At 65.5% G+C, this 25004-nt stretch carries 15 protein-coding genes; 14 read left to right on the top strand and 1 reads right to left on the bottom strand.

The genetic code is table 11. The annotated features are described in order from the left end of the window. The first annotated feature begins 51 nt into the window (after positions 1–51). The 9 genes from rpoC (at position 52) to recQ (ending at position 17870) form a co-directional block, all read left to right on the top strand. Complete coding sequence (rpoC, locus tag B4F51_RS13265; RefSeq protein WP_296226220.1) at positions 52–4287, top strand: DNA-directed RNA polymerase subunit beta'; 4236 nt, start codon at positions 52–54, stop codon at positions 4285–4287. Between the two features lie 212 nt (positions 4288–4499). Continuing rightward, on the top strand, positions 4500–6347 hold the full coding sequence (locus B4F51_RS13260; RefSeq protein WP_296226217.1) for a DUF2138 domain-containing protein: 1848 nt from the start codon (positions 4500–4502) through the stop codon (positions 6345–6347). Beyond that, positions 6344–7048 carry a DUF1175 domain-containing protein gene (locus B4F51_RS13255; protein WP_296226215.1) on the top strand — a complete coding sequence of 235 codons (705 nt, stop codon included), beginning with the start codon at positions 6344–6346 and terminating at the stop codon, positions 7046–7048. Before B4F51_RS13260 ends, B4F51_RS13255 begins: the two co-directional genes overlap by 4 nt. A gap of 8 nt (positions 7049–7056) precedes the next feature. Next, the gene (locus B4F51_RS13250) at positions 7057–11856 is read left to right on the top strand and encodes an alpha-2-macroglobulin family protein (protein ID WP_296226233.1); all 4800 of its coding nucleotides are present in this window, start codon (positions 7057–7059) and stop codon (positions 11854–11856) included. Positions 11857–11863: 7 nt separating this feature from the next. Beyond that, positions 11864–13576, top strand: coding sequence for a YfaQ family protein (locus B4F51_RS13245; RefSeq protein ID WP_296226214.1), 1713 nt, complete (start codon positions 11864–11866; stop codon positions 13574–13576). 17 nt (positions 13577–13593) lie between these two features. Then, a complete protein-coding gene (locus B4F51_RS13240; protein WP_296226212.1) occupies positions 13594–14376 on the top strand; it encodes a YfaP family protein in 783 nt (260 codons plus the stop codon). 5 nt (positions 14377–14381) lie between these two features. Next, positions 14382–15236: a YfaP family protein gene (locus B4F51_RS13235; RefSeq protein ID WP_296226211.1), complete on the top strand. Its 855-nt coding sequence runs from the start codon at positions 14382–14384 to the stop codon at positions 15234–15236. Positions 15237–15258: 22 nt separating this feature from the next. After that, complete coding sequence (locus tag B4F51_RS13230) at positions 15259–15849, top strand: class I SAM-dependent methyltransferase (protein WP_296226207.1); 591 nt, start codon at positions 15259–15261, stop codon at positions 15847–15849. 104 nt (positions 15850–15953) lie between these two features. Next, positions 15954–17870, top strand: coding sequence for a DNA helicase RecQ (gene recQ / locus B4F51_RS13225; protein WP_296226203.1), 1917 nt, complete (start codon positions 15954–15956; stop codon positions 17868–17870). Here recQ and B4F51_RS13220 read toward each other — a convergent pair. Further along, on the bottom strand, positions 17867–18799 hold the full coding sequence (locus B4F51_RS13220; protein WP_296226200.1) for a LysR family transcriptional regulator: 933 nt from the start codon (positions 18797–18799) through the stop codon (positions 17867–17869). The two genes, recQ and B4F51_RS13220, sit on opposite strands and share 4 nt — an antisense overlap. A gap of 99 nt (positions 18800–18898) precedes the next feature. Here B4F51_RS13220 and B4F51_RS13215 point away from each other — a divergent pair, with 99 nt between their 5' ends. From B4F51_RS13215 to tuf, 5 genes are all read left to right on the top strand, one after another. After that, on the top strand, positions 18899–20158 hold the full coding sequence (locus B4F51_RS13215) for an MFS transporter (RefSeq protein WP_296226198.1): 1260 nt from the start codon (positions 18899–18901) through the stop codon (positions 20156–20158). 297 nt (positions 20159–20455) lie between these two features. After that, positions 20456–20833 carry a 30S ribosomal protein S12 gene (gene rpsL / locus B4F51_RS13210; protein WP_003265519.1) on the top strand — a complete coding sequence of 126 codons (378 nt, stop codon included), beginning with the start codon at positions 20456–20458 and terminating at the stop codon, positions 20831–20833. Positions 20834–21019: 186 nt separating this feature from the next. Further along, a complete protein-coding gene (rpsG, locus tag B4F51_RS13205) occupies positions 21020–21490 on the top strand; it encodes a 30S ribosomal protein S7 (RefSeq protein ID WP_004634470.1) in 471 nt (156 codons plus the stop codon). A gap of 116 nt (positions 21491–21606) precedes the next feature. Next, positions 21607–23733 carry an elongation factor G gene (fusA, locus tag B4F51_RS13200; protein ID WP_296226195.1) on the top strand — a complete coding sequence of 709 codons (2127 nt, stop codon included), beginning with the start codon at positions 21607–21609 and terminating at the stop codon, positions 23731–23733. Between the two features lie 80 nt (positions 23734–23813). Next, entirely contained in the window at positions 23814–25004 is a 1191-nt protein-coding gene (gene tuf / locus B4F51_RS13195; RefSeq protein WP_296226192.1) for an elongation factor Tu, read from the top strand.

The following is a 25004-nucleotide window of genomic DNA, read 5'->3' as shown; positions in this document are numbered from 1 at the left end:
ATTTAGGGCCGGTGCCCCTGGGGTGCCAGCCTCAAACTCAAGGAGTTTGGAATGAAAGCATTGCTCGACCTATTCCGTCAGGTACAGCAAGAAGAGCAGTTTGACGCGATCAAGATCGGCCTCGCGTCGCCCGAGAAAATCCGTTCGTGGTCGTACGGCGAAGTCAAGAAGCCCGAGACCATCAACTACCGCACGTTCAAGCCCGAGCGTGATGGTCTGTTCTGCGCCAAGATCTTCGGCCCGATCAAGGACTACGAGTGCCTGTGCGGCAAGTACAAGCGCCTGAAGCACCGTGGCGTGATCTGCGAGAAGTGCGGCGTCGAAGTGACGCTGGCCAAGGTGCGCCGTGAGCGCATGGGCCATATCGAACTGGCTGCGCCGACCGCGCACATCTGGTTCCTGAAGTCGCTGCCGTCGCGTCTGGGCATGGTGCTCGACATGACGCTGCGCGACATCGAGCGCGTGCTGTACTTCGAAGCATTCGTCGTCGTTGAGCCGGGCATGACCCCGCTCAAGAAGAGCCAGATCATGTCGGAAGACGACTACCTGGCCAAGTGCGACGAGTACGGTGAGGGTGAGTTCGTTGCCCTGATGGGCGCCGAAGGCATTCGCGAGCTGCTGCGCGGCATCGACATCGAGAAGCAGATCGAGACGATCCGCGCCGAGCTGCAGGCCACGGGCTCGGAAGCTAAGATCAAGAAGTTTGCCAAGCGCCTGAAGGTGCTCGAGGCATTCCAGCGTTCGGGCATCAAGCCGGACTGGATGATTCTCGAAGTGCTGCCGGTGCTGCCGCCCGAGCTGCGTCCGCTGGTGCCGCTTGACGGTGGCCGTTTCGCCACGTCGGATCTGAACGACCTGTATCGCCGCGTGATCAACCGGAACAACCGTCTGAAGCGTCTGCTCGAGCTGAAGGCGCCGGAGATCATCGTGCGCAACGAAAAGCGCATGCTGCAGGAAGCGGTGGACTCGCTGCTGGACAACGGCCGTCGCGGCAAGGCGATGACCGGCGCCAACAAGCGTCCGCTGAAGTCGCTGGCTGAAATGATCAAGGGTAAGGGCGGCCGTTTCCGTCAGAACCTGCTGGGCAAGCGCGTGGACTACTCGGGCCGTTCGGTCATCGTGGTGGGCCCGACGCTCAAGCTGCACCAGTGCGGTCTGCCCAAGCTGATGGCGCTCGAACTCTTCAAGCCCTTCATCTTCCACAAGCTGGAAACGATGGGCATCGCCACCACGATCAAGGCGGCGAAGAAGGAAGTGGAAAGCCAGACGCCGGTGGTGTGGGACATCCTGGAAGAGGTGATCCGCGAGCACCCGGTGATGCTGAACCGCGCACCGACGCTGCACCGTCTGGGTATCCAGGCGTTCGAGCCGGTGCTGATCGAAGGCAAGGCCATCCAGCTGCACCCGCTGGTCTGCGCGGCGTTCAACGCCGACTTCGACGGTGACCAGATGGCTGTTCACGTTCCGCTGTCGCTCGAAGCGCAGATGGAAGCGCGCACGCTGATGCTGGCGTCGAACAACGTGCTGTTCCCGGCCAACGGCGATCCGTCGATCGTGCCGTCGCAAGACGTGGTGCTGGGTCTGTACTACACGACCCGCGACAAGATCAACGGCCGCGGTGAAGGCATGACGTTCGCCGACATCTCGGAAGTGATCCGCGCCTACGAAAACAAGGAAGTCGAACTGGCTTCCCGCGTGAACGTGCGTATCACCGAGTATGAACTGGTGAACCCGGAAGCCGACGGCGACGCCCGCTTCGCACCGAAGATCACGCTGCAAGCCACCACGGTCGGCCGCGCGATCCTGTCGGAGATCCTGCCGAAGGGTCTGCCGTTCTCGGTGCTGAACAAGCCGCTGAAGAAGAAGGAAATCTCGCGTCTGATCAACACGGCATTCCGCAAGTGCGGTCTGCGCGAGACGGTGATCTTCGCGGACAAGCTGCTGCAGTCGGGCTTCCGCCTGGCAACGCGCGCCGGTATCTCGATCGCCATCGACGACATGCTGGTGCCGCCGGCCAAGGAGAAGATCATCTCCGAGGCCGCTGCCAAGGTGAAGGAATACGACAAGCAGTACATGTCGGGTCTGGTGACGGACCAGGAGCGTTACAACAACGTCGTGGACATCTGGGGCGCCGCCGGCGACCAGGTGGGCAAGGCGATGATGGAGCAGCTCCAGACCGAAGACGTGATCGATCGCAACGGCAAGACCGTGAAGCAAGAGTCGTTCAACTCCATCTACATGATGGCCGACTCGGGTGCACGGGGTTCCGCCGCGCAGATCCGTCAGCTCGCCGGTATGCGTGGCCTGATGGCCAAGCCGGACGGCTCGATTATTGAGACGCCGATTACCGCGAACTTCCGCGAAGGCCTGAACGTTCTGCAGTACTTCATCTCGACCCACGGTGCACGTAAGGGTCTGGCTGATACGGCACTGAAGACCGCGAACTCGGGTTACCTGACCCGTCGTCTGGTCGACGTGACGCAGGATCTGGTGGTGGTGGAAGACGATTGCGGTACTACCAACGGCGTGCTCATGAAGGCACTGGTCGAAGGCGGTGAAGTGATCGAAGCCCTGCGCGACCGTATCCTGGGCCGCGTGGTCGTCAACGACGTGGTAAACCCGGAAACGCAGGAAACCGCGATCGAAGCCGGCACGCTGCTGGACGAAGACCTGGTCGAGCTGATCGATTCGATCGGCGTGGACGAGGTCAAGGTCCGTACGCCGCTGACCTGCGACACGCGCTACGGCCTGTGCGCCAAGTGCTACGGTCGCGACCTCGGCCGCGGCGTGCTGGTGAACTCCGGCGAAGCGGTGGGCGTGATTGCCGCCCAGTCGATCGGTGAGCCGGGCACGCAGCTGACCATGCGTACGTTCCACATCGGTGGTGCGGCTTCGCGTGCGGCAGTGGCATCGAGCGTGGAAGCCAAGGCGACCGGTATCGTGCGTTTCACGGCGACCATGCGTTACGTCACCAACGCGAAGGGCGAGCAGATCGTCATCTCGCGTTCGGGCGAAGCGCTGATCACCGACGACCACGGCCGTGAGCGTGAGCGCCACAAGATCACATACGGCGCGACGCTGCTGGTGCAGGATGGTCAGTCCATCAAGGCCGGTACGCAGCTCGCCACGTGGGATCCGCTGACGCGTCCGATCATCTCGGAGTACTCGGGCACCATCAAGTTCGAGAACGTCGAAGAAGGCGTGACCGTTGCTAAGCAGATGGACGAAGTGACCGGCCTGTCGACGCTGGTGGTGATCGACGCCAAGCGTCGCACCGCTGCCACCAAGGGCATCCGTCCGCAGGTGAAGCTGCTCGACTCGTCGGGCGCCGAAGTGAAGATCCCGGGCACGGACCACTCCGTGACCATCGGCTTCCAGGTGGGCGCGCTGATCACCGTGAAGGACGGTCAGCAGGTGCACGTGGGTGAAGTGCTGGCACGTATCCCGACCGAATCGCAGAAGACGCGTGACATTACCGGTGGTCTGCCGCGTGTGGCCGAACTGTTCGAAGCCCGTTCGCCGAAGGACGCCGCCGTGCTGGCGGAAGTCACCGGTACGACTTCGTTCGGTAAGGACACCAAGGGCAAGCAGCGCCTGGTGATTACAGACCTCGACGGCAATGCCCACGAGTTCCTGATCGCCAAGGAAAAGCAGGTGCTGGTGCACGACGGCCAGGTGGTCAACAAGGGCGAAATGATTGTCGAAGGCCCGGCCGATCCGCACGACATCCTGCGCCTGAAGGGCGTGGAAGAGCTGGCGACCTACATCGTCGACGAAGTGCAGGACGTGTACCGTCTGCAAGGTGTGAAGATCAACGACAAGCACATCGAAGTGATTGTTCGTCAGATGCTGCGCCGCGTGCAGATCGCCGACGTGGGTGACACTCGCTTCATCCCGGGTGAACAGGTGGAGCGTTCGGACCTGCTCGACGAAAACGACAAGGTGATCGCGCTGGGTAAGCGTCCTGCCACCTACGAGAACCTGCTCTTGGGTATTACCAAGGCCTCGTTGTCGACCGACAGCTTCATCTCGGCGGCGTCGTTCCAGGAAACCACGCGCGTGCTGACCGAAGCCGCCATCATGGGCAAGGTCGACGACCTGCGTGGTCTGAAGGAAAACGTCATCGTCGGCCGTCTGATCCCGGCCGGTACCGGTCTGGCTTACCACCGTGCCCGCAAGGCCAAGGAAGCCGCCGACCGCGACCGCGCTGCAGCGATTGCCGAAGAAGAAGCCGCTTCGATCTTCGAGACGCCTGTCGTCCATCAAGAGGAAGGCGGCGCCGCCTGAAGTTAAGGCAGCGTTCTCCGCATCAAAGCCCGGCCCCTTTGTGGGTGCCGGGCTTTTTTTTGCTCATGAGGCAGCGGATTCAATATCGCTTCATTCTGATTTTCTCCAAACGTTAACCCGGCTTAACATTGCAACAGCTATGATCTCGCGGTGATAGACCGGTACTTCTCGCACGCTGCCGGCCTCCTCTCCAGTCTTGCCGCGAATCCTCCATGAAGCTCACACGCAAGCAGATCGCCGTTGGCGCGATCGCCCTGGTCGTTGCCGGCGCAGCGGTGGTGCAGATGGTCTGGCATCCGTTCAGCCGCACGCGCCCGTTGCACGCCCGCCAGGTCCAGCTTGACCTGACTTACCCCGACGTCCTGATCGACAGTCAGAGCCTGTCGCAACTGCCGCGCGACGTGCTGCGCGTGCCCTTGCTGCGCGATGTGCTGACCGAGGATTTCGTCGCCTACTACGAAGGCAACGAAGACCGCCTCTCGGTGGCCGGTGCGCTGCGTCGCCTGGCGTATGAGCAGAAGCTCGATCTGGCCGAGACGGTGCTCAAGCACGTCTTTGACGAGCCCGCCCGCGTGATGCTGTGGCGCGGCCCCGACGACAAGCTGCGCTACTGGGTGCTCTCCATGCAGCGCAACGGCTTGGCCAAGGCGCTGGAAGCCGTCGCCACCGTGGCCACGAGCGACACACAGCTCACCAAGGTGGCCGATGCGCTGGGCGACTCCGGCGCGCCGGTCTATGCGCTCAAGCTCTCCGCCACGCGCTCGATCCTGATCGCCAGCAAGGGCGACCGGCTGATCGCGCTGTCCGAGCCGGGCATCCTGCTCGACAAGGACGGCAAGCCGATTTCCAAGCAGGCGAGCGCGCTGGCGGCGCTGCTGTCGGACGACGCCGGCAAGCGCAACGTGCAGGGCAACGCTTACGCGCTGAATGCCCCCGAGGCGACCGGCCACCATGTCGTGGTGAGCGCCAACTACCTGTCGTTCGGTTATCAGCAGTACTTTCCGGGCATCGAAGCGCTGCGCTTCGACTTTGGTGCAGGCGCTACCGGCAATGGCTGGCAAAGCGCCGCATTGATCGATCCGAGCCATCTGTCCGGCAAGTGGGACAACGCTGCCCTGTGGCACGCACTGCCGGCCGACCCGGCCGCCTGCGCCACGCTGCCAGTCGATTGGAAGGCCGCCGGTAAGCTGCTCCGCACCGTGGCCGGCGACGCCAAGGACATCACCGAGGCCGCAGCACATGTGGGCGATGCCTTTGCCGGCCCCGCCGCTGCGTGCTGGTATGGCAAGTCGTCGCTGGTGGCGCCGCTGTTTGTAGCTCGCCTGTCGTCGGCATCGCAGGCGGAGGCCGTCAAGCCGGCGTTGGCCGCGTTGTTCGGCCAGATCGTCGGGTCGTACGAAGCCAAGGCGCAGGCCGATGACAAATCTGGCGCCTACAAGCGCCTGCCCGTGACCACGCGCCAGGGCCCGGCCAACGCCATGCTCTGGCAGCGCCCGGTGAGCGCGCGCTACGGCACGGCGCAGTCGGCAGGTGCACCGTTTGCGGCGCAACTGTCATCGGATCGCTATTTCCCGGTCACGCTGGCGATTGCGGGCGATGTGGTGGTGTTCTCGCCCGACGCTCGCCTCGTCGATGACGCGCTGGCCGTGCTCGCCAAGCGCTTCCCAGCCGTGGCCGACAGCCTGCCGCGCGACAAGACCGAGCGCATCGTGCTGACGATGACGCCCGCATCGCTGGCACCGCTGATCCGCCGCGAAGCCGGTGCCGCATTGCCCGCCGATCAAGAAGCCGTTTTCCTGAATGCGGCGCAGACGCACCTGTTCCCGAAGCTGAAGGCGTTGGCGCGCTATGCGCCGGTGTCGCTGGCGCTGGATGGCGGTGCGCTGTCGTCGCGCGGCTGGGTGCCGGTGATGTGGCTGTCGAGCGGGCGTGGCTTGCCGGCCGACGGCGAAGGTACGCCCCCGCCGGCCGATGCGTCTGCAGCGCCCGCCGCGCCTGCCGAGGCGCCGGCAACCGAAGCCGCTGCGCCTGTCCCCGCTGACAACACCAGCACGCAATGACGCCGCGCGCCCAGGTCGCCGCGCAAAGCCGCCGCCGTTGGCTGGCGGCTGCCGGCGCCTGCCTGTTGACGCCGGCTGCGCATGCGTTGTCCGGCTGGGCCGACGCCGCACCCGCTGCCTCTGATGCACTGACGCCGGATCAATCCAGCGTGTTCCGCGCGTGGTTCGTGCGCATCGTCAACGAGCAACTCCGCCAGGGCCCGACGCCGCGCTGGACGCACCGCGATTGCGCTGGTCTCGTGCGCTTCGCGGCAGGTGAGGCGCTCCGCCCGCACGACGCCCGCTGGCTGCGCGCCAACGGCATGCGCGATGCGGAATCCGCGCGACAACTGCCGCCCGAGTTGAATCTGACGCCCGCCCAGCGCACGCTCGCGCAGCGCTGGACGCAACTCGACGGCAGCACCGGCGCGTATGTCTCCGCGCTCGGGCTCATCCAGCAGAACAGCCGCTTTATTGCCAAGGACGTCAACCAGGCGCTCCCTGGCGATCTGCTTTTCTTCGATCAAGGCGACGACCAGCATCTGATGATCTGGATGGATCGCTATATCGCTTACCACACCGGCACCGTCACGCGCACCGACAACGGCCTGCGCGCGGTCCCGGTTTCCGAACTGATGCAATGGAAAGACTCGCGCTGGCAGCCGCAGAGCGGCAACCCCAACTTCATCGGCGTGTTTCGTCTGGCCTTTTTGACACGGTAAAAAAAATGATGCGCAACCGCGAGTGGTCGTTCGGTTCGTTCAACCTGGTCGCTGCCGTCTGCCTGACGGTGTTGGCGTTGGTCGGCGTTGCGCACGCTGCCGATGCGCCCGAAAAGCCCAACCCCACGCTGTTCGACGTGCCGAGTAGCGGCTACGAGCCATTCAAGGGTCAGCCCTTCTTCCTGCTGTCGGATGCCAGCTACGGTACCGACCAGGAAGCCATGGTGCGCCTGGAGGCGCCGGGCCGCGAATATAAGGACGAACTCTCCCGCTACGGCGGCGCCGACATCCTCGTTTATCGCGTGCCGCAGCCGCTGGAATTTCTGAAGGCGCAGAAGAATCTGCACCGTATCGACGTCAAGGCTAACTACACGGGCGAAGGCCTGGCCAACACGCTGGCCTATCTGTGGGACAACTGGACGCGCCAGGCCCGCCGCGCCTGGCAGCGCGTGCTGTCGTTCGCCGCGCGGAGCAAGGCCGTGGAGACCGCGCCGCAGTTCAGCATGGGCGACCAGATGACCGCGCCCACCCGTTTCTCGAACAACCCGCAATACGCGCCGCTCAAGGGCTACGAACTGCTGGGCCGCTTCCGTTATCCGATCTGGGACGCCAAGCCGATCGCGCCGCCCAAGGACGTGAAGCTCGAAGGCAGCAGCAGCGAATGGATGCCGCAGAACGCCGGCAACGTGATGATCCCGGTTGGCAAGCTGCCGGCCGGTCTGTACATCGTTGAAGCGGTGATTGGCGCGTACCGTGCGCACACGCTGCTGTTCGTGTCGGACACCGTGGCCGTCACCAAGGGCACCTCGCAGGGGATGATGGTGTGGACGGCCGAGCGCAAGAGCGGCAAGCCGGTGAGCGGTGCATCGGTGAGCTGGACAGACGGCGTTGGCGTGCTCGCTTCCGGCACGACCGAAGCTGATGGCACCGCCGACTTGCGCCACGTCGCGCCCGAGCGCAGCTACCTGATTGGCAGCGACCGCGCGGGCGGTGTGTTCATCTCCGAGAATTTCTATTACGACAGCGAGATCTACAACACCAAGCTGTACGCCTTCACCGATCGTCCGCTGTACCGCCCGGGCGATGAGGTGCGCGTCAAGTTCATCGGCCGCAACTTCAAGAACGCGACTGAATCGACCGTGCCCGCAGCCGGCGACATCAAGCTCCAGGTGATCGATCCGAACGGCGCGCCGGTGGCCACATCCACCACGCGCATGGCCGGCCAGGCCGGAGATGGCGGCGCCGACACGCGTTTTACGCTGCCCGCCAATGCCCCGGCCGGCGGTTACACGCTGCGCTTCGACTACAACGGCGGCACCTATGGCGGCGCTTTCCGCGTGGCCGAATACATCAAGCCGCACTTTGACGTGAACCTCTCGCTGGACAAGGCGAGCTACGGCACGGGCGAGGCGGTCAAGGGCAAGATCAGCCTGCGCTATCCGGACGGCAAGCCGGTCAAGAACGGCAAGGTGTCGGTCAGCCTGCGCGCGCAACAGGTGACGATGGTGGAGGGCGAACTGCGCTACGCGGGCCTGTTCCCCGTCAAGCTGGAGCAGCAGGAACTGACCACCGACAGCGATGGCAATGCCGCGCTCACGCTGCCCGCCGCCAAAGAACCGAGCCGCTACGTGGTGACGGTGTTCGCCAACGACGGTGCCGCCTACCGCGTGAAGGTCACACGCGAACTGCTGATCGCACGCGGCGCCACGCCGTACAAGCTGTCGACCACGTCGAACTTCACCACGCCGGGCCAGAACGTGACGTTCAACCTGACGCCGCTGCCGGCCGTGGATGGCGCGAGCGGTGCTGCCGCGGCGCCTGCCAAGTGGGACCTCGTGCGGCTGGAAACACGCACGCGCACCGAAGGCACGCTGCAGCCTGACGCCAAGGGCAATGCTGCCTTCCCGGTCAAGTTCGACCAGCCGGGTTCGTACACGCTGTCGGTGCGCGATGCGGCCGGCAACCTGCTTGCCGCAGCCAGCCACTGGGTGGCCGGCGACGGCGTGCAGACCGTGCCGGGCAACATCGAGATGGTGTTCGACCGCGATCGCTACCAGATCGGCGACACGGCCGAGGCGCTGATCACCTTCCCGCTGCCGGTGGACGACGCGCTGCTCACGCTGGAGCGCGACAAGGTCGAGCGCCACGCGCTGCTCACTCGCGGCGGCGAATGGCTCAGCTTGCAGAAGGTCACGCCGTCGCAATATCGCGCACGCATCAAGATCGGCCCCGACTTCGCCCCGAACATGACGTTCTCGGTGCTGTACGTGCGCGACGGCGACATGGTGTTCCAGAACGCCGGCATCGTCGTCACGCAGCCGACGCTGGACCTGACCGTGCGCGCTGACAAGGCTGTCTACGCGCCGGGTGAGACCGTCACGCTGGACCTCACCAGCGCGCTGGCGGGCAAGCCCGTGCCGGCCAATCTGACCGTGTCGGTGGTCGACGAGATGATCTACGTGCTACAGCCCGAGGTGGCCCCCAGCATTGTCGATTTCTTCTACCACCCGCGGCGCAACAGCGTGCGTACCACGTCGAGCCAGAGCTTCATCAGCTACGACCTGGCGCTGTCGTCGCTGCCGGGCAAGCCGGGTGGCACGTACGGCCGCCACAACGAGCGCGGCGTGAAGGTGCTCGAGCGCCCGCGCCGCGACGAGCAGGACACCGCCGCGTGGCAGGCCAACCTGCAGACCGGCGCCGATGGCCGCGCCCGCATGACCTTCACGATGCCGGATTCGCTGGCGCGCTGGCGCATCACGGTGCGCGCAGTTTCCACCACCGGCGCATCGGACGGCATCGTCGGACAGCGCACCGCGAGCATCCGCTCCGACAAGCCGCTGTACCTGAAGTGGACTGGCCCGCAACGCTTCCGCGAGAGCGATCAGTCGCGCCTGGACATGGTTGCCTTCAACCAGACCGATAAGGACATCACGGCAGACTGGATCGTCTCGGGTGCCGGCCTGAACATCAACCAGCGTGTGACGCTCAAGCGCGGCGCCAACTATCTGCGCGCGCCTGTGACGGCGTTGCAGGCGGGCGTCGTGAATGCCGAGCTGAAGCAGAACGACAAGGTATCGGACCGCCTGCAGACCACGCTCAAGCTGGATGCAACCGGCTGGCTGGCGGACCGCGAAAACGTCGTCCCGCTCACGCAGTTGCAAGGCACGCGCCTGCCGCTCGGCCTGCCCGCCGATGCGCGCGACGTGCGCCTGCGTGTGGTCGGCAACACAGCCAGCCAGTTCGCGCGTGTGGCGGATGACCTGATCGAGTACCCATATGGTTGCGCCGAGCAGACCGCCAGCCGCTTGATCCCGCTGGCCATTGCGCAGCAGAGCCTGGCTGCCACGGGTGCGCGCCTGGGCGACAGCGGCCCGGCAGGGACGCAAGGCGTCGATGCGTTGCTGCGCACGCAGCGCCAGCGTCTGGCATTGCTGGCCGGCACTAATGGCACCTTCGGCTGGTGGGGCGAGCTGACCAGCAGCAGCGCGCTGATCACGTCGTATGCGTACTACGCGGATTGGCTCGCCAGCCGCTCGGTCGGCATCAGCCTGCCTGCCGACAACTGGAAGCGGGTGCTCGAAGCCTACAAGCGCACCAGCCAGAACGAGCCGCTGCTGCACCGCGCGCTGGCGCTGTGGTTTGCCAACGAGATGGGCCTGCCGGTGGCGACACCGCTCTCGGGCGTGGCCAACGAGCTTGCGCCTAGTGGCGGAAAGGCGGCCAAGGCCCCGGCCGACGCCGAGCCCGCAGCGGGCGATAGCCTGATCTTCGTCGCGCCGGATTCCACGCGCGGCCGTCAGGTGGCGACGGTGCTCACGGCGCAGTTGATGCGCCAGATCGGCCAACCGGTGCCGGAAGCGCTGGTCTCTGCAGAGGTGGCGGCGCGCAGCGCGCTGGCGGCCGACAACTCGCCGCTGGTGCAAAGCCTGCTGCTGATGGGCGGTGGCCGTTCGGCGGCCGACCCGGCGCCGCTGCTGGCCCGCGCCAGCGCCGCCATGCCGACGATGGATCGCGCTGTCACGCTGGTGTGGCTGCAGAAGGGCCTGGGCGGTCTGCAAGGTGCGAACGTCGCGGCCATCCAGCCGACGGTCTCGGCTGGCGGCTGGCAGGCTGCGCGTTCGGCAGTCGGCGTGCCGACGTGGCGTTGGGCTGGCGCTCAGGTGCCCGCCGCGCTGGATCTGAGCACCGCTCCGTCGGACGTGACCACGCAATCGGCCATCGTCTCGTATCGCAGCCGTGCGGCGGAGGCGTCCAAGCTGCCGATCACGGTGGAGCGCAAGCTGTACCGCCTGGAGCCGATCGAAGCGCCCGCGCCGAAGGAGGATGCCAAGGCGCCCAAGCAGCCACGCGCCGATGCCGCCACGGCCAACGCCGGCATCACCTTCAAGGCCAAGCCGGTCAAGCCGGGCGACACGCTCGACAGCAACGCGCTCTACGTCGACGAGGTCGTGCTGACGCCGCGCCAGGGCACCTATCGCTACGGCCTGGTCGAAGTGCCGCTGCCGCCGGGCGCCGAAGTGGAGGCCACCACCTGGGGCATTCAGATCGATGGCCTGAAGGGCGAGCCGAATGAAGGCAACGGCCCGCAGCCGTTCGAACGCAAGGCTGCCTACGAAATGGGCCAGCTCTCGTACAACCAGCCGGTGCCCGCGCTGGAGCGGCCGATCGCGCTGCGCCAGCTCGTACGCTTCTCGCTGCCGGGCAGCTTTGCGCTGCCGCCGGTGCGCTACTTCCGCATGTACCAGCCGGAGGCCAAGGCGTTCCAGGGCGAAGGCAAGACGGCCAGCTATCCGTTCAAGGTGGAGTGAGTCGGCGATGCGCTCCGGCCTGCTCGTGCGTGGTGTGCTGACCAGCCTGATCTGGGCCGGCGGCGCACTCGCGCCCGTCGGGCATGCCGTCGCCGCAACCGCATCCGAGCCCCTGCGCTATGCCGCGCTGCAAGGTGATGAAGCGAAGCTCTGGCAGTTCAGCGCCGACCCTGCTGCCGGCGTACCGCAAGCCGCGGCATTGGCGCGCGACGCCGAAACGCCGCTCGGCAGCGTCTGGAAACTGTTCGTCTACAGCTATCTCGTTTCGCGCCGCATCAACGCGCCCGACTATGCGTGCCACGGTAACGACGCCGAAGAGGTCTACTGCTGCACGGCAGGTCAGAGCATCGACCGCGAGCGCGCGCTGATCCAATCGTGCGGTCGCTATTTCGAGCCGGCACGCCTCGGACTCAACAGCGCTGACTGGCGGCGTTTCTGGCAGCAGGCGGGCTCGCCTGCGTGGCTGCGCGATCTGCGCGCCATGCAGCCCACGCGCCGCGTCGCCGTCGCCGATCTGCTTGCCGCCTTGCGCAGCGTCCCGGCTGATGGACGCGAAACCGCCGCGCAGACGCTCGTCTCCGTGCTGACGGTCGGGCGCGGCGAGGGCACCGTGTCGTACTTCGGCGGCTTGCTGCGCGCCAAGACGTGGACCATGCCTGACCCGCAGCGCCCCGGTGCGTCGATCGGCGGCGCAGCCGGCTGGCTCGTCGACGGCACGCCCGTGTGGCTGGGCGGTGCCGGCTCCAGCAACCAGGTGCTGGCTGCCGCTGCGCCGCGCCTGACGCCGCTGGTCGAGCAGACGCCCGTGCCCGACGACGACGCCTGCGTGGCAGTGGATTTTTTTGCGCGCTATCCCATTCGCGAACTGCGCGACGGCGGCGGCAGGCCCGTCGCCGAGGGGCGCCTGGAAGGCCGCTATACCGTGCGCTTCGTCAACGGCAACACGCTGCCGATCGAGAGTCGCGGTGAGTTGACGCTGTCACGCGAGAACGGCGCTTCGCTGATCACGGGCCGACTCGGCATGAACGACTACGTCGCGCGCGTGGTCGAGCGCGAAGGCGAACTCGCCGAGCCACAGGCCGCCCGCGCGCTGGCCGTGGCGGCGCGCAGCTACCTTGTGCAGCACGCCACGCGCGACAAGGGCTGTTACCGCATCGACGACAGTTCCCGCACGCAGCGCGTGCTGCCGCGCCCACCCACCGCCGCCGCCCGCAACGCGGCTGAATTCACCGATGCGCTGGTGCTCACCGGTCAGCCTGTGCAGTACCACGGGACCATTGGTGCGCGAGGCCAGATGAGCTGGACGGCCGCGCGCGCCGCCGCCCAGCGTGGGCAGGGTTTCGACGCCATCCTCGCGCAATGGTGGCCGCAGGCGACGCTCACTTCGTTCCAGAGCCCGGTGGCGGGCGATTGCTCGCCGGTGGCGGGGGCGCAGCAGTGGCTGCAGGCGCAGGCGCCGCGCTGGTCGGTGCGCCTGGGTGCCGAGCCCGGCTACGAGACGCCACCGCTGCCCGCCGTGTGCGTCGTGCGCGAAGGCCGCCCATACGCCGATGCGCGTCGCAACCGTCTCTACATCCACAGGCTCGCCAGCGAGGAAGACCGCATCGCGCTGGCGCACGAATATCTGCATCTGGCCTTTGCGCGGCATCCGCTTGGGCAGGACGAACGGTTTGTCGAGGCGACAGCGCGACGTCTCATCCGTGGGGAGGGTTTGCTGTGAAAATGTGGACAACACGGATGCTCTTCGGTGCGGCGGCGTTGCTGCTCGGTGCCTCGGTGATGGCTGAGCCGGTAGCCGACCTGGATGGCCCGATCGGCGGCTGGCGCAACAGCAAATTGACCAACGAGCTCGAACGCTACACCGCCGCCTACCCGAAGCCGCCCGTCGATCGCGGCGCACAGAAATACCGCACGCTGATCGTCGGCCGCCTGCGTGCCGTGGGCAAGCAGCGCCGTCCGCCGGTGCTGGTGGTCAACGGCAACGCCATGCCGCTCTATGGCGACAGCGAAGGCCGCTTCGCGCGCCCGTGGGCGTTTGGCCCAGGCTCGAACAGCGTAGAGATCGTCAGCCCCGACGGCCAGACGCGCCAGCGCCTGCAGTTCTACGAGGCCGACACCACCAAGACCTCGGCGAAGCTGCGCGCCATCCTCACCTGGGACGACCCGCGTGCCGAGGTCGACATGCACGTCATCTCGCCGATCGGCGATCACGCGTTCTGGGCGCAACCGCTGCTGTCCGACGGCGGTGGGCTCGACGTGGACAGCGTGGATGGCGCCGGCCCGGAAATTTTCTCCACCGCCGCGCCGCGCCCCGGCGTGTGGCTGTTCTACGTGAACTACTGGGGCAACTTCAACGCCGGCGGCTACAACTTTGATGAAAAGGCGCATGATCGCGATCTCATCACCGCGCAACTGACGCTGATCTATAACGAGAACACGCCCAACGAGCGGCGCGAGTTCGTCACCGTGCCGCTGCGCAAGATCGGCGAGCTGGCGCTGATGAAATCGATCCGCTTCTGACGCTTATGATGCATTCCAATTTTCGCTTCGTCGTTGCCTTCACGCTCGCTGCGCTGGGCGCGGTCGGCAGCGCTGCTTTTGCGCAAACCGGGCAGGCCGACTCCGGCAGCATCGAGATGAGCGCGCCGCTCAATGGCTGGCGCAACTCCGCCGGCGACGATTCGCGCTACATGCAGGACGTGCATTACCCGGCCGTGTCCGTAAGCACGCCGCAGGGGCAGGGCGCGGCATCGATGATCGCCGGGCGCATCCGCAACACGCCCAAGGCTGCCGCGTCCACGGACGAGAGCAAGCCGCGCCGACGCCGTGGCGCGGATGGCTCGTCGGTCGGCACGCTGGTGGTCAACGGTGTGGCCATGCCGCAGCGCATCGAAGCCGACGGCACGTTCTCGCGCCCGTACGCGTTCGGCGCCGGCAGTAACAGCGTCGAGCTGCGCAGCGCCCGTGGCGAGTCCAAGCGCGTGCAGTTCTATGACAGCTATGCAGGACGCAGCCGCCCGCGCCTGCGCGTGGTCCTGTCGTGGGACACCGACGGCACCGACCTGGACCTGCACGTCATTTCGCCCGACGGCCAGCACACCTGGTACGGCAACCGCGTGGCCGAAAACGGCGGCGCGCTCGACGTGGACGTCACCACCGGCTACGGCCCCGAGATCTATTCGAACCCCGCGCCGATCCCGGGCACGTACCTCGTCTACGTGAACTACTACGGCAGCGGCAGCGACAACAGCATCATCACCACGGCCACTGTCAACATCATCACCGACGAGAACACGCCATCTGAGCGCCAGCAGACCTTTGTGGTGCCGATGCGCAAGGCCGGCGATCTGACGCTGTTACGCAGTTTCACGATGAAGTAGCCCACACGCTTCCGGAGCCGCCATGGACACGCAGACCGTCGCCGCCTACGACACCCTCGCCGAGACCTTCGCCCAGGAGTGGCGCGAGCAGCCGGCGCCGGAAGACCTGTACGCGCTGCTGCGCCGCGAGTTCAAGGCGGGCGGAGCCACCGTCGACATCGGCTGTGGTTCAGGACGCGAGGTGGCGTGGCTCAACGCCAACGGTTATCCCGCGGTCGGCTATGACGCTTCGGCCGGGCTGCTGGAAGCGGCGCGCACGCAGTATCCGGGGCTGTCGTTCCGGCGGGCGCTGCTGCCCGAGCTGGTGGGCATTGCCGAAGGCGCGTTCGACAACGTCGTCTGCGAGACCGTCATCATGCATCTGCCGCCCGAGCAGATTGGCGCGTCGGTGCGGCGGCTGGTGTCGCTGCTGCGCCCGGGCGGCACGCTGTACCTGAGCTGGCGCGTGACGTCCGACGCCGACCAGCGCGATGGGCGCGGCCGCCTTTACGCCGCGTTCGATACCGCGCCGGTGCGCGAAGCGCTGGCCGGCGCCGAGATCGTCTTTGACGAGGCGGCGGTGAGCCAGTCGTCGGGCAAGACGATTCACCGGATCGTTGCGCGCAAGGCCTGACGGCACACATTGCGCACTATCCGATTGCCCGACCCCCGGCGGGGTTTGTCACAATAGCGGTTTCGCCCAGACCGCGCGTAACATCGCGCGCACCCGCCGTCCCGATGTACGACTCTCCCGCCATCAACCACGCGCTGCAGGCGCTGCCCGAGGACACCGCCACCGCCACGCACACCGTGCTGCACGACGTGTTCGGCTACAGCGCGTTCCGTGGCCCGCAGGCGGAGATCGTCACCCATGTGGCCGACGGCGGCGATTGCCTGGTGCTGATGCCGACCGGCGGCGGCAAATCCCTCTGCTATCAAATTCCGGCACTGGTGCGGCACCGGCGCGGGCAGGGCGCGGGCATTGTCGTCTCGCCGCTGATTGCGCTGATGCAGGATCAGGTGGCCGCGCTGGAAGAGGCCGGCGTGCGCGCCGCGTACCTGAACTCGGCGTTGACCGGCGCCGAGGCTGCGCAGGTCGAGCGCGATCTGGCGGCCGGGCGGCTTGACCTCGTCTACGTCGCGCCCGAACGGCTGATGACGCCGCGCTTTCTGGACTTGCTGGAGCGCTCGCGCATCGGCCTGTTCGCGATTGACGAGGCGCACTGCGTGTCGCAATGGGGGCACGATTTCCGGCCCGAGTACATCCAGCTCTCCGTGCTGCACGAGCGCTTTCCGCACGTGCCGCGCATCGCCCTCACGGCCACGGCCGATGCCGTCACGCGCGACGAGATCGTCGAGCGCCTCGCGCTGACCGAGGCGCGCGTCTTTCTCTCCAGCTTCGACCGCCCGAACATCCGCTACACCATCGTCGAGAAGGACAGCGCGCGTCAGCAGTTGCTGCGCTTCATCCGCGCCGAACACATGGACGGCGACACCTGCGACGCCGGCATCGTCTATTGCCTGTCGCGCAAGAAGGTGGAGGAAACCGCGCAGTGGCTGGCCGAGCAGGGCATCCGCGCGCTGCCGTACCACGCCGGCATGGACGCCGACGTGCGTGCGCGCCACCAGGCTATCTTCCGCAAGGAGGAGGGCGTCGTGATGGTGGCGACCATCGCTTTTGGCATGGGCATCGACAAGCCCGACGTGCGCTTCGTCGCGCATCTGGATCTGCCCAAGAGCCTGGAGGGCTATTACCAGGAAACCGGTCGCGCGGGCCGCGACGGCATGCCCGCCAATGCGTGGATGGCCTATGGCCTGGCCGATGTAGTGCAGCAGCGCCGCATGATCGACGAGTCCGATGCCGACGACATGCACAAGCGTGTTTCCACCGCCAAGCTGGACGCGCTGCTCGGCCTGTGCGAAGCCGCCAGTTGTCGGCGCGTGGCGCTGCTGGCGTACTTTGGCGAGAGCAGCCAGCCGTGCGGCAACTGCGATACCTGCCTCACGCCGCCGCAAACCTGGGACGCCACGCGCGAGGCGCAAATGGCGCTGTCATGCGCGTACCGCGTGCAGCAGGCCAGCCGCGTGAGCTTCGGCGCCGGGCAGCTCATCGACATCCTGCGCGGCAACGCGACGGAGCGCATCAAGCAATGGCACCACGAGACGCTCTCCACCTTCGGCATCGGCAGCGAGCTGTCGGAAGCGGCGTGGCGCAGCGTGTTCCGCCAGTTGGTGGCGCAAGGCTTGTTCGCGGTGGACCACGGCGGCCATGGTGCCCTGATCCTGACCGATGCGGCGCGCCCCGTGCTCAAGGGTGAGCAGCGCGTGGTCCTGCGGCGCCAGACGGAGAAGGTGCGCGGCGGGTCGTCATCGTCGTCGGCCAGGAAGGAGCGTCGCGCCGATCCAGCCGCCGATCTTTCCGTCGAGGCGCAGGTGCGCTGGCAGGCCTTGCGCGCTTGGCGCGCTCAGATGGCACGCGAGCACAGCGTGCCGGCCTACGTGATCTTCCACGACAGCACGCTCGCGCGCATTGCCGAGACCGATCCGGATTCGCGCGAGGCGCTTGCCGAACTGCCGGGCATCGGCATGGCCAAGCTGGATCGCTACGGGCAGGCGTTGCTCGACGTGCTGGAGAAGTGCCGCGAGGAAGCCTAGTCGACTTCGGTGACCGTTTGCGGCAACGGCCCCATAACTCCGGTGCGGGTCAGGTGGTCGCCCAGGAAATCGACAAACGCGCGCACCTTCGGCAGTAGATGCACGCGCTGCGTAAATACCGCGTGCAGCGGCACCTCGCGCGCGGCGTAGTCGGTCAGCACCGCCTGCAGCCGCCCGGCGGCAATGTCGTCCCGTATCAGATACGCCGGCCCCAGCGATACCCCCAGCCCCGAGCGCGCCGCCTCGCGCAGCACCAAGCTGTTGTTGGCAAGCATTGAGCCCTGCACGTGTGCGATGTGGCGCTGGCCGGCGGCATCCGTCAGCACCCAGTCGTACGGTCCGTCGTAATTGGCATAGACCAGGCAATTGTGATTACGCAGATCGTCCGGCGTACGTGGGATGCCCCGCTCGCGGAAATACGACGGCGCGCCGTAAATGGCATGTGCGCAGTTGGCCAGCCGCCGCGCCACCAGCGATGAATCCTCCAGCATGCCGATGCGGATGGCCACGTCGATGCGCCCGGCCACCAGATCGGCATAACGGTCATTCATATCCAAATCGATCTGCACCGCGGGGTAGCGCGCCTGGAACGCGCCCAGCAGGGGCGCCAGCAACGTGACGGCGAACGACGCCGGCGCGGACACCCGCAACGTGCCGCGCGCCTCGTCGCGCAGGGCGGTGACGGCCTGCTCGGCGGCATCCATCAGTGCGAGGCCCTCGCGGCTTTTCTCGAAGAAGGCGGCGCCGGCTTCGGTTAGCGACAGGCGCCGTGTGGTCCGTTGCAGCAGGCGCGTTTCCAGCCGAGCTTCGAGTCGCGCGAGCGCCTTGCTGATGACGCCGCGCGACACGCCCATCGCGTCCGACGCAGCCGATAGGCTGCCGCGCTCCACCACCTGCACGAAGATCACCACGTCGGAGATTCGGTCCATATTTGCTCATTTGCGGAAACAATATGGCACCAAAGCCTACCTTAATCTGAGCGAATTGGCTGGCTACGATGGGCGCTCCGATCCTTCGTTCCTCACATCATGACCACCGAAGCCCCCGCCGTCTCCGTGTCCTATCCGCCAACCGCCGATCGCCTGCCGCGCAGCGTCACGCCGTTGTTCGCCGCCGCCGTTGGCCTCATCGTCGTCAACCTGTTCGGCATCCAGCCGCTCATCGCCGAGATCGCGGCCAGCATAGGCTGGACCACGGCGACTACGGGCCTGCTGGTGACCGCCACCTTGATCGGCTACGGCATCGGCCTGTTGCTGCTGATGCCGCTGACCGATCTGCAGGACAACCGAGCGTTGGTCTCGCGCACGCTGTGGGGCGCCGTGGCGTCGCTGGCGCTGACCACCGCGGCACGCAGCGGGCAGGTGTTGATGCTGGCGGCATTCGCCATTGGCCTTACATCGACCGTCATTCAGATGCTGATTGCGCTGGCCGGACGCTTGGCCGCCGACCACCGGCGCGGGCGCGTACTCGGCGACATCATGATCGGCCTGAACCTGGGCATCCTGCTCTCGCGCCCGGCGGCCAGCCTGATTGCCGCGCAGTGGGGCTGGCGGGCGTTCTACGGTGCATCGGCGGTGGCGATTGCCGTGCTGGCCGTCCTCCTCCCGCGCGTGATGCCGACTTTCGTGCCGCCGCGCAAGCTGTCGTACGGCGCGCTGCTGGGCTCGTACGGGCGTCTGCTGCGCAGTGAACCGTTGTTGCGCCGCCGCGCCGCCACCCAGGCCTTGCTGATGGCGGCGTTCACGCTGTTCTGGACAGCTGTGGCGCTGAGGTTGGCGGCGGCACCGTTCCATCTTTCGCAGAACGGCATCGGCATCTTTGCGCTGTGCGGCGCGGCCGGAGTCGTGGCGGCGCCCATTGCCGGACGGCTGGCGGATCGCGGCTTGGTGCGCGTGGGTACACTGCTCGCGCACGGCAGCGCGGCGACTGGTTTGTTGTTGGCGCTGGCTTCCGCGCTGCTGCCAGGCCTGAGCGTCCCCGTCATGTTGACGATGCTGGTGGCTGCGGCGCTGCTGCTCGATTTCGGCGCCATCGGCGACCAGGCGCTTGGACGTTATATGGTCAACACGCTGTCACCAGAGATTCGCGGGCGCGTGAATGGTCTGTACACGGGCGGGTTTTTCTTTGGCGCGGCCGCAGGCGGCGGTTTGGCCGGGGTGGCCTGGGCACGTGCCGGCTGGATTGGCGTTTCGGTCCTCGCACTGGGTTTTGTGGTGACCGCAGCACTCGTCTTCCTCTGGCCCGTTCATGCTCCGCGTGCCATCGGCGCCACACCGCGTCGCTGCTGAATCATGGCGTGCGTCGCCAGACTGGCGGCGCGCTTGACGCTTGCAATACGGCCCGCTATAGTGCCAGATTCGAGTTTTTGGCTTCTGGTTTCGCGCGTCCATGCCCGGCAAGCGCTGTGCAAGACATCTGAACCAGGCGGGCTCGCGCTCTTTGGTCTTGATCTGTTCCCGCAGGTCCTCCCTTCAGAGCGTTCTGCTCGCCACTTCCATAAAACCCGATTGCGCCGTCCGCCTCACAAATGAGGCGTTCACGTTATGTGAACCGGCGATTTTTCAAAAACCAAGCTGGATTGAACAATGCCAACCATCAATCAACTGGTTCGCAAGCCCCGCGTCTCGGAAAAGCTGAAGAGCAAGAGCCCGGCACTTGAGAACTGCCCGCAGCGTCGCGGCGTGTGCACCCGCGTGTACACCACGACGCCGAAGAAGCCGAACTCGGCACTGCGTAAGGTCGCCAAGGTGCGCCTGACCAACGGTTTCGAAGTCATTTCGTACATCGGCGGTGAAGGTCACAACCTGCAAGAACACAGCGTCGTGCTGATCCGCGGCGGCCGTGTGAAGGACTTGCCGGGTGTGCGTTACCACATCGTGCGCGGCTCCCTTGACCTGCAAGGCGTCAAGGACCGTAAGCAAGCGCGTTCGAAGTACGGCGCGAAGCGTCCGAAGGCGGCCTAAGTCGTCAGTGAGATCGCGCCGCTTTTGCGGTCACGGTCTTGTCATGAGCAGGCGGTACAACGGTGCGTTTTTTGACCGCACTGGCACCGTCGAGTAAGTGGTCACCCGGCTCAGATTGTTGGAAGACAAGCTAGTTGGTGGCCGGAGAACCGAAGCGGTTCTCAACTGAACAGAGAAGGAAAGAAGATGCCACGTCGTCGTGAAGTCCCCAAGCGGGAAATTCTGCCGGACCCGAAGTTCGGCAATGTGGAAGTCGCCAAGTTCATGAACGTCCTGATGCTGGACGGCAAGAAGTCGGTGGCTGAGCGTATCGTCTACGGTGCGTTCGACCAGATCGAAAAGAAAGCAGGCAAGGCGCCGATCGAGGTGTTCACGCTGGCAATCGGCAACATCAAGCCGGTGGTCGAAGTGAAGAGCCGTCGTGTTGGTGGCGCCAACTATCAGGTGCCGGTCGAAGTCCGGCCGTCGCGTCGTCTGGCATTGGCGATGCGTTGGCTGCGGGAAGCTGCGAAGAAGCGCAGCGAGAAGTCGATGGCCCTGCGTCTGGCTGGTGAGCTGCTCGAAGCCTCGGAAGGCCGCGGCGGCGCCATGAAGAAGCGCGACGAAGTGCACCGCATGGCTGAAGCCAACAAGGCGTTCTCGCACTTCCGCTTCTAAGCGACGCGAGACGTTGTTGGTTGCTGGGCGGGCTGTGTGCGCACATCTCGCCCATTTGTATTAGGGGCGCTTGGGCCTGTGGCTAAGCGCCCCGTTGACGAATCAGAGGATTAACCGTGGCTCGTAAGACCCCCATTGAGCGCTACCGTAACATCGGTATCTCCGCTCACATCGACGCCGGCAAGACTACCACGACCGAGCGGATCCTGTTCTACACCGGTGTGAACCACAAGATCGGTGAAGTGCATGATGGCGCTGCCACCATGGACTGGATGGAGCAGGAGCAGGAGCGCGGCATCACCATCACGTCTGCTGCTACCACCGCCTTCTGGAAGGGCATGGGCGGCAACTACCCCGAGCACCGTTTCAACATCATCGACACCCCGGGCCACGTGGACTTCACCATCGAGGTGGAGCGTTCCATGCGTGTGCTGGACGGCGCTTGCATGGTGTACTGCGCAGTGGGTGGCGTGCAGCCGCAGTCGGAAACCGTCTGGCGCCAGGCCAACAAGTACAAGGTGCCGCGTCTGGCGTTCGTCAACAAGATGGACCGTACCGGCGCGAACTTCTTCAAGGTCTACGATCAGCTGAAGACCCGCCTGAAGGCCAACCCGGTGCCCGTCGTGGTGCCGATTGGCGCGGAAGACGGCTTCCAAGGCGTCGTCGATCTGCTGGAAATGAAGGCGATCATTTGGGACGAAGCCAGCCAGGGCGTCAAGTTCGAATACCACGACATTCCGGCCGAGCTGCAAGCTACCGCTGAAGAATGGCGCGAGAAGATGGTCGAGTCGGCTGCCGAAGCCAGTGAAGCGCTGATGGAAAAGTACCTGGGCGGCGAAGAGCTGACCCGTGCCGAGATCGTCAAGGCGCTGCGTGACCGTACCATCGCCTGCGAAATCCAGCCGATGCTGTGCGGCACCGCGTTCAAGAACAAGGGCGTGCAGCGTATGCTCGACGCCGTGATCGACTTCCTGCCGTCGCCGGTCGACATTCCGCCGGTCCAGGGCATCGACGAAAACGACGAAGAGAAGAAGCTCGAGCGCAAGGCTGACGACAACGAAAAGTTCTCGGCGCTGGCGTTCAAGATCATGACTGACCCGTTCGTGGGCCAGTTGATCTTCTTCCGCGTCTACTCGGGCAAGATCAACTCCGGCGACACCGTGTACAACCCGGTGAAGCAGAAGAAGGAGCGTCTGGGCCGTATTCTGCAGATGCACGCCAACCAGCGCGAAGAAATCAAGGAAGTGCTGGCAGGCGACATCGCCGCGGCAGTGGGCCTGAAGGACGCCACCACGGGTGACACGCTGTGCGATCCGACCGCTCCGATCATTCTCGAGCGCATGGTGTTCCCGGAGCCGGTGATTTCGCAGGCTGTCGAGCCGAAGACCAAGGCCGACCAGGAAAAGATGGGCATCGCCCTGAACCGCCTGGCCGCTGAAGATCCGTCGTTCCGCGTGCGTACCGATGAAGAATCGGGCCAGACCATCATTTCGGGTATGGGCGAGCTCCACCTCGAAATTCTGGTCGACCGCATGAAGCGCGAATTCGGCGTGGAAGCCAACATCGGCGCCCCGCAGGTTGCCTACCGCGAAACCATCCGCAAGAAGGTTGAAGACGTCGAAGGCAAGTTCGTCAAGCAGTCCGGCGGTCGCGGTCAGTATGGTCACGCTGTGATCACGCTGGAGCCGGCGGATGACGAGGCGAAGAAGGCTGGCAAGAACTTCGAATTCGTCGATGCCATCAAGGGCGGTGTGATTCCTCGTGAATACATCCCGGCGGTGGAGAAGGGTATCGTCGACACGCTGCCGGCCGGTATTCTGGCTGGCTTCCCGGTGGTGGACGTGAAGGTCACGCTGACGTTTGGTTCGTACCACGATGTGGACTCGAACGAAAACGCGTTCCGCATGGCCGGCTCGATGGCTTTCAAGGAAGCCATGCGTCGCGCGACCCCGGTTCTGCTCGAGCCGATGATGGCTGTGGAAGTGGAAACGCCGGAAGACTACACGGGTACCGTGATGGGCGACTTGTCGTCCCGCCGCGGCATCGTGCAGGGCATGGACGACATGGTGGGCGGCGGCAAGATCATCAAGGCCGAAGTCCCGCTGTCGGAAATGTTCGGTTATTCGACGTCGCTGCGCTCGCAGACGCAAGGCCGCGCCACGTACACCATGGAATTCAAGCAATACGCTGAGGCACCGAAGAACATCGCCGAAGCCGTGATGGCCGCCAAGGGTTCGAAGTAATCAACGTGTTTGGGCGGTCGCGCGTGCGATCGCCCGCATCTAAATCTAGCAATTAGCCAATTCCGAATTGAGGAGCTGACATGGCAAAGGAAAAGTTCGAGCGGACCAAGCCGCACGTGAACGTTGGGACGATTGGTCACGTTGACCACGGCAAGACGACGCTGACCGCAGCGATCGCAACCGTGCTGTCCGCCAAGTTTGGTGGCGAAGCGAAGAAGTACGACGAAATCGACGCTGCACCGGAAGAAAAGGCGCGCGGCATCACGATCAACACCGCGCACATTGAGTACGAAACGGCCAACCGCCACTACGCGCACGTTGACTGCCCGGGCCACGCCGACTACGTCAAGAACATGATCACCGGTGCCGCCCAGATGGACGGCGCCATCCTGGTGTGCTCGGCCGCAGACGGCCCGATGCCGCAAACGCGTGAGCACATCCTGCTGGCCCGCCAGGTCGGCGTGCCGTACATCATCGTCTTCCTGAACAAGTGCGACATGGTGGACGACGCTGAGCTGCTGGAGCTGGTCGAAATGGAAGTGCGCGAGCTGCTCTCCAAGTACGACTTCCCGGGCGACGACACCCCGATCATCAAGGGTTCGGCCAAGCTGGCGCTGGAAGGCGACAAGGGCGAACTGGGCGAAGTGGCCATCATGAACCTGGCCGACGCACTGGACACCTACATCCCGACGCCGGAGCGCGCTGTTGACGGCACGTTCCTGATGCCGGTGGAAGACGTGTTCTCGATCTCGGGTCGCGGCACGGTGGTGACCGGCCGTATCGAGCGCGGCATCATCAAGGTCGGCGAAGAAATCGAAATCGTCGGTATCAAGGCCACGCAGAAGACCACCTGCACGGGCGTGGAAATGTTCCGCAAGCTGCTGGACCAAGGTCAGGCCGGCGACAACGTCGGTATCCTGCTGCGCGGCACGAAGCGCGAAGACGTCGAGCGCGGCCAAGTGCTGTGCAAGCCGGGTTCGATCAAGCCGCACACGCACTTCACGGGCGAGGTCTACATCCTGTCGAAGGACGAAGGCGGCCGTCACACCCCGTTCTTCAACAACTACCGTCCGCAGTTCTACTTCCGTACCACGGACGTGACCGGCTCGATCGAGCTGCCGGCCGGCAAGGAAATGGTCATGCCGGGCGACAACGTGTCGATCACCGTCAAGCTGATCGCCCCGATCGCCATGGAAGAAGGCCTGCGCTTCGCTATCCGTGAAGGCGGCCGTACCGTCGGCGCCGGCGTCGTCGCTAAGATCATCGAGTAA

Origin of the sequence: Ralstonia sp. UBA689 (genome assembly GCF_002298975.1) — a bacterium.
Lineage (GTDB): Bacteria > Pseudomonadota > Gammaproteobacteria > Burkholderiales > Burkholderiaceae > Ralstonia.
The sequence above is the reverse complement of the archived record's forward strand: the minus strand, read 5'-3'. Positions and strand labels throughout refer to the sequence as shown.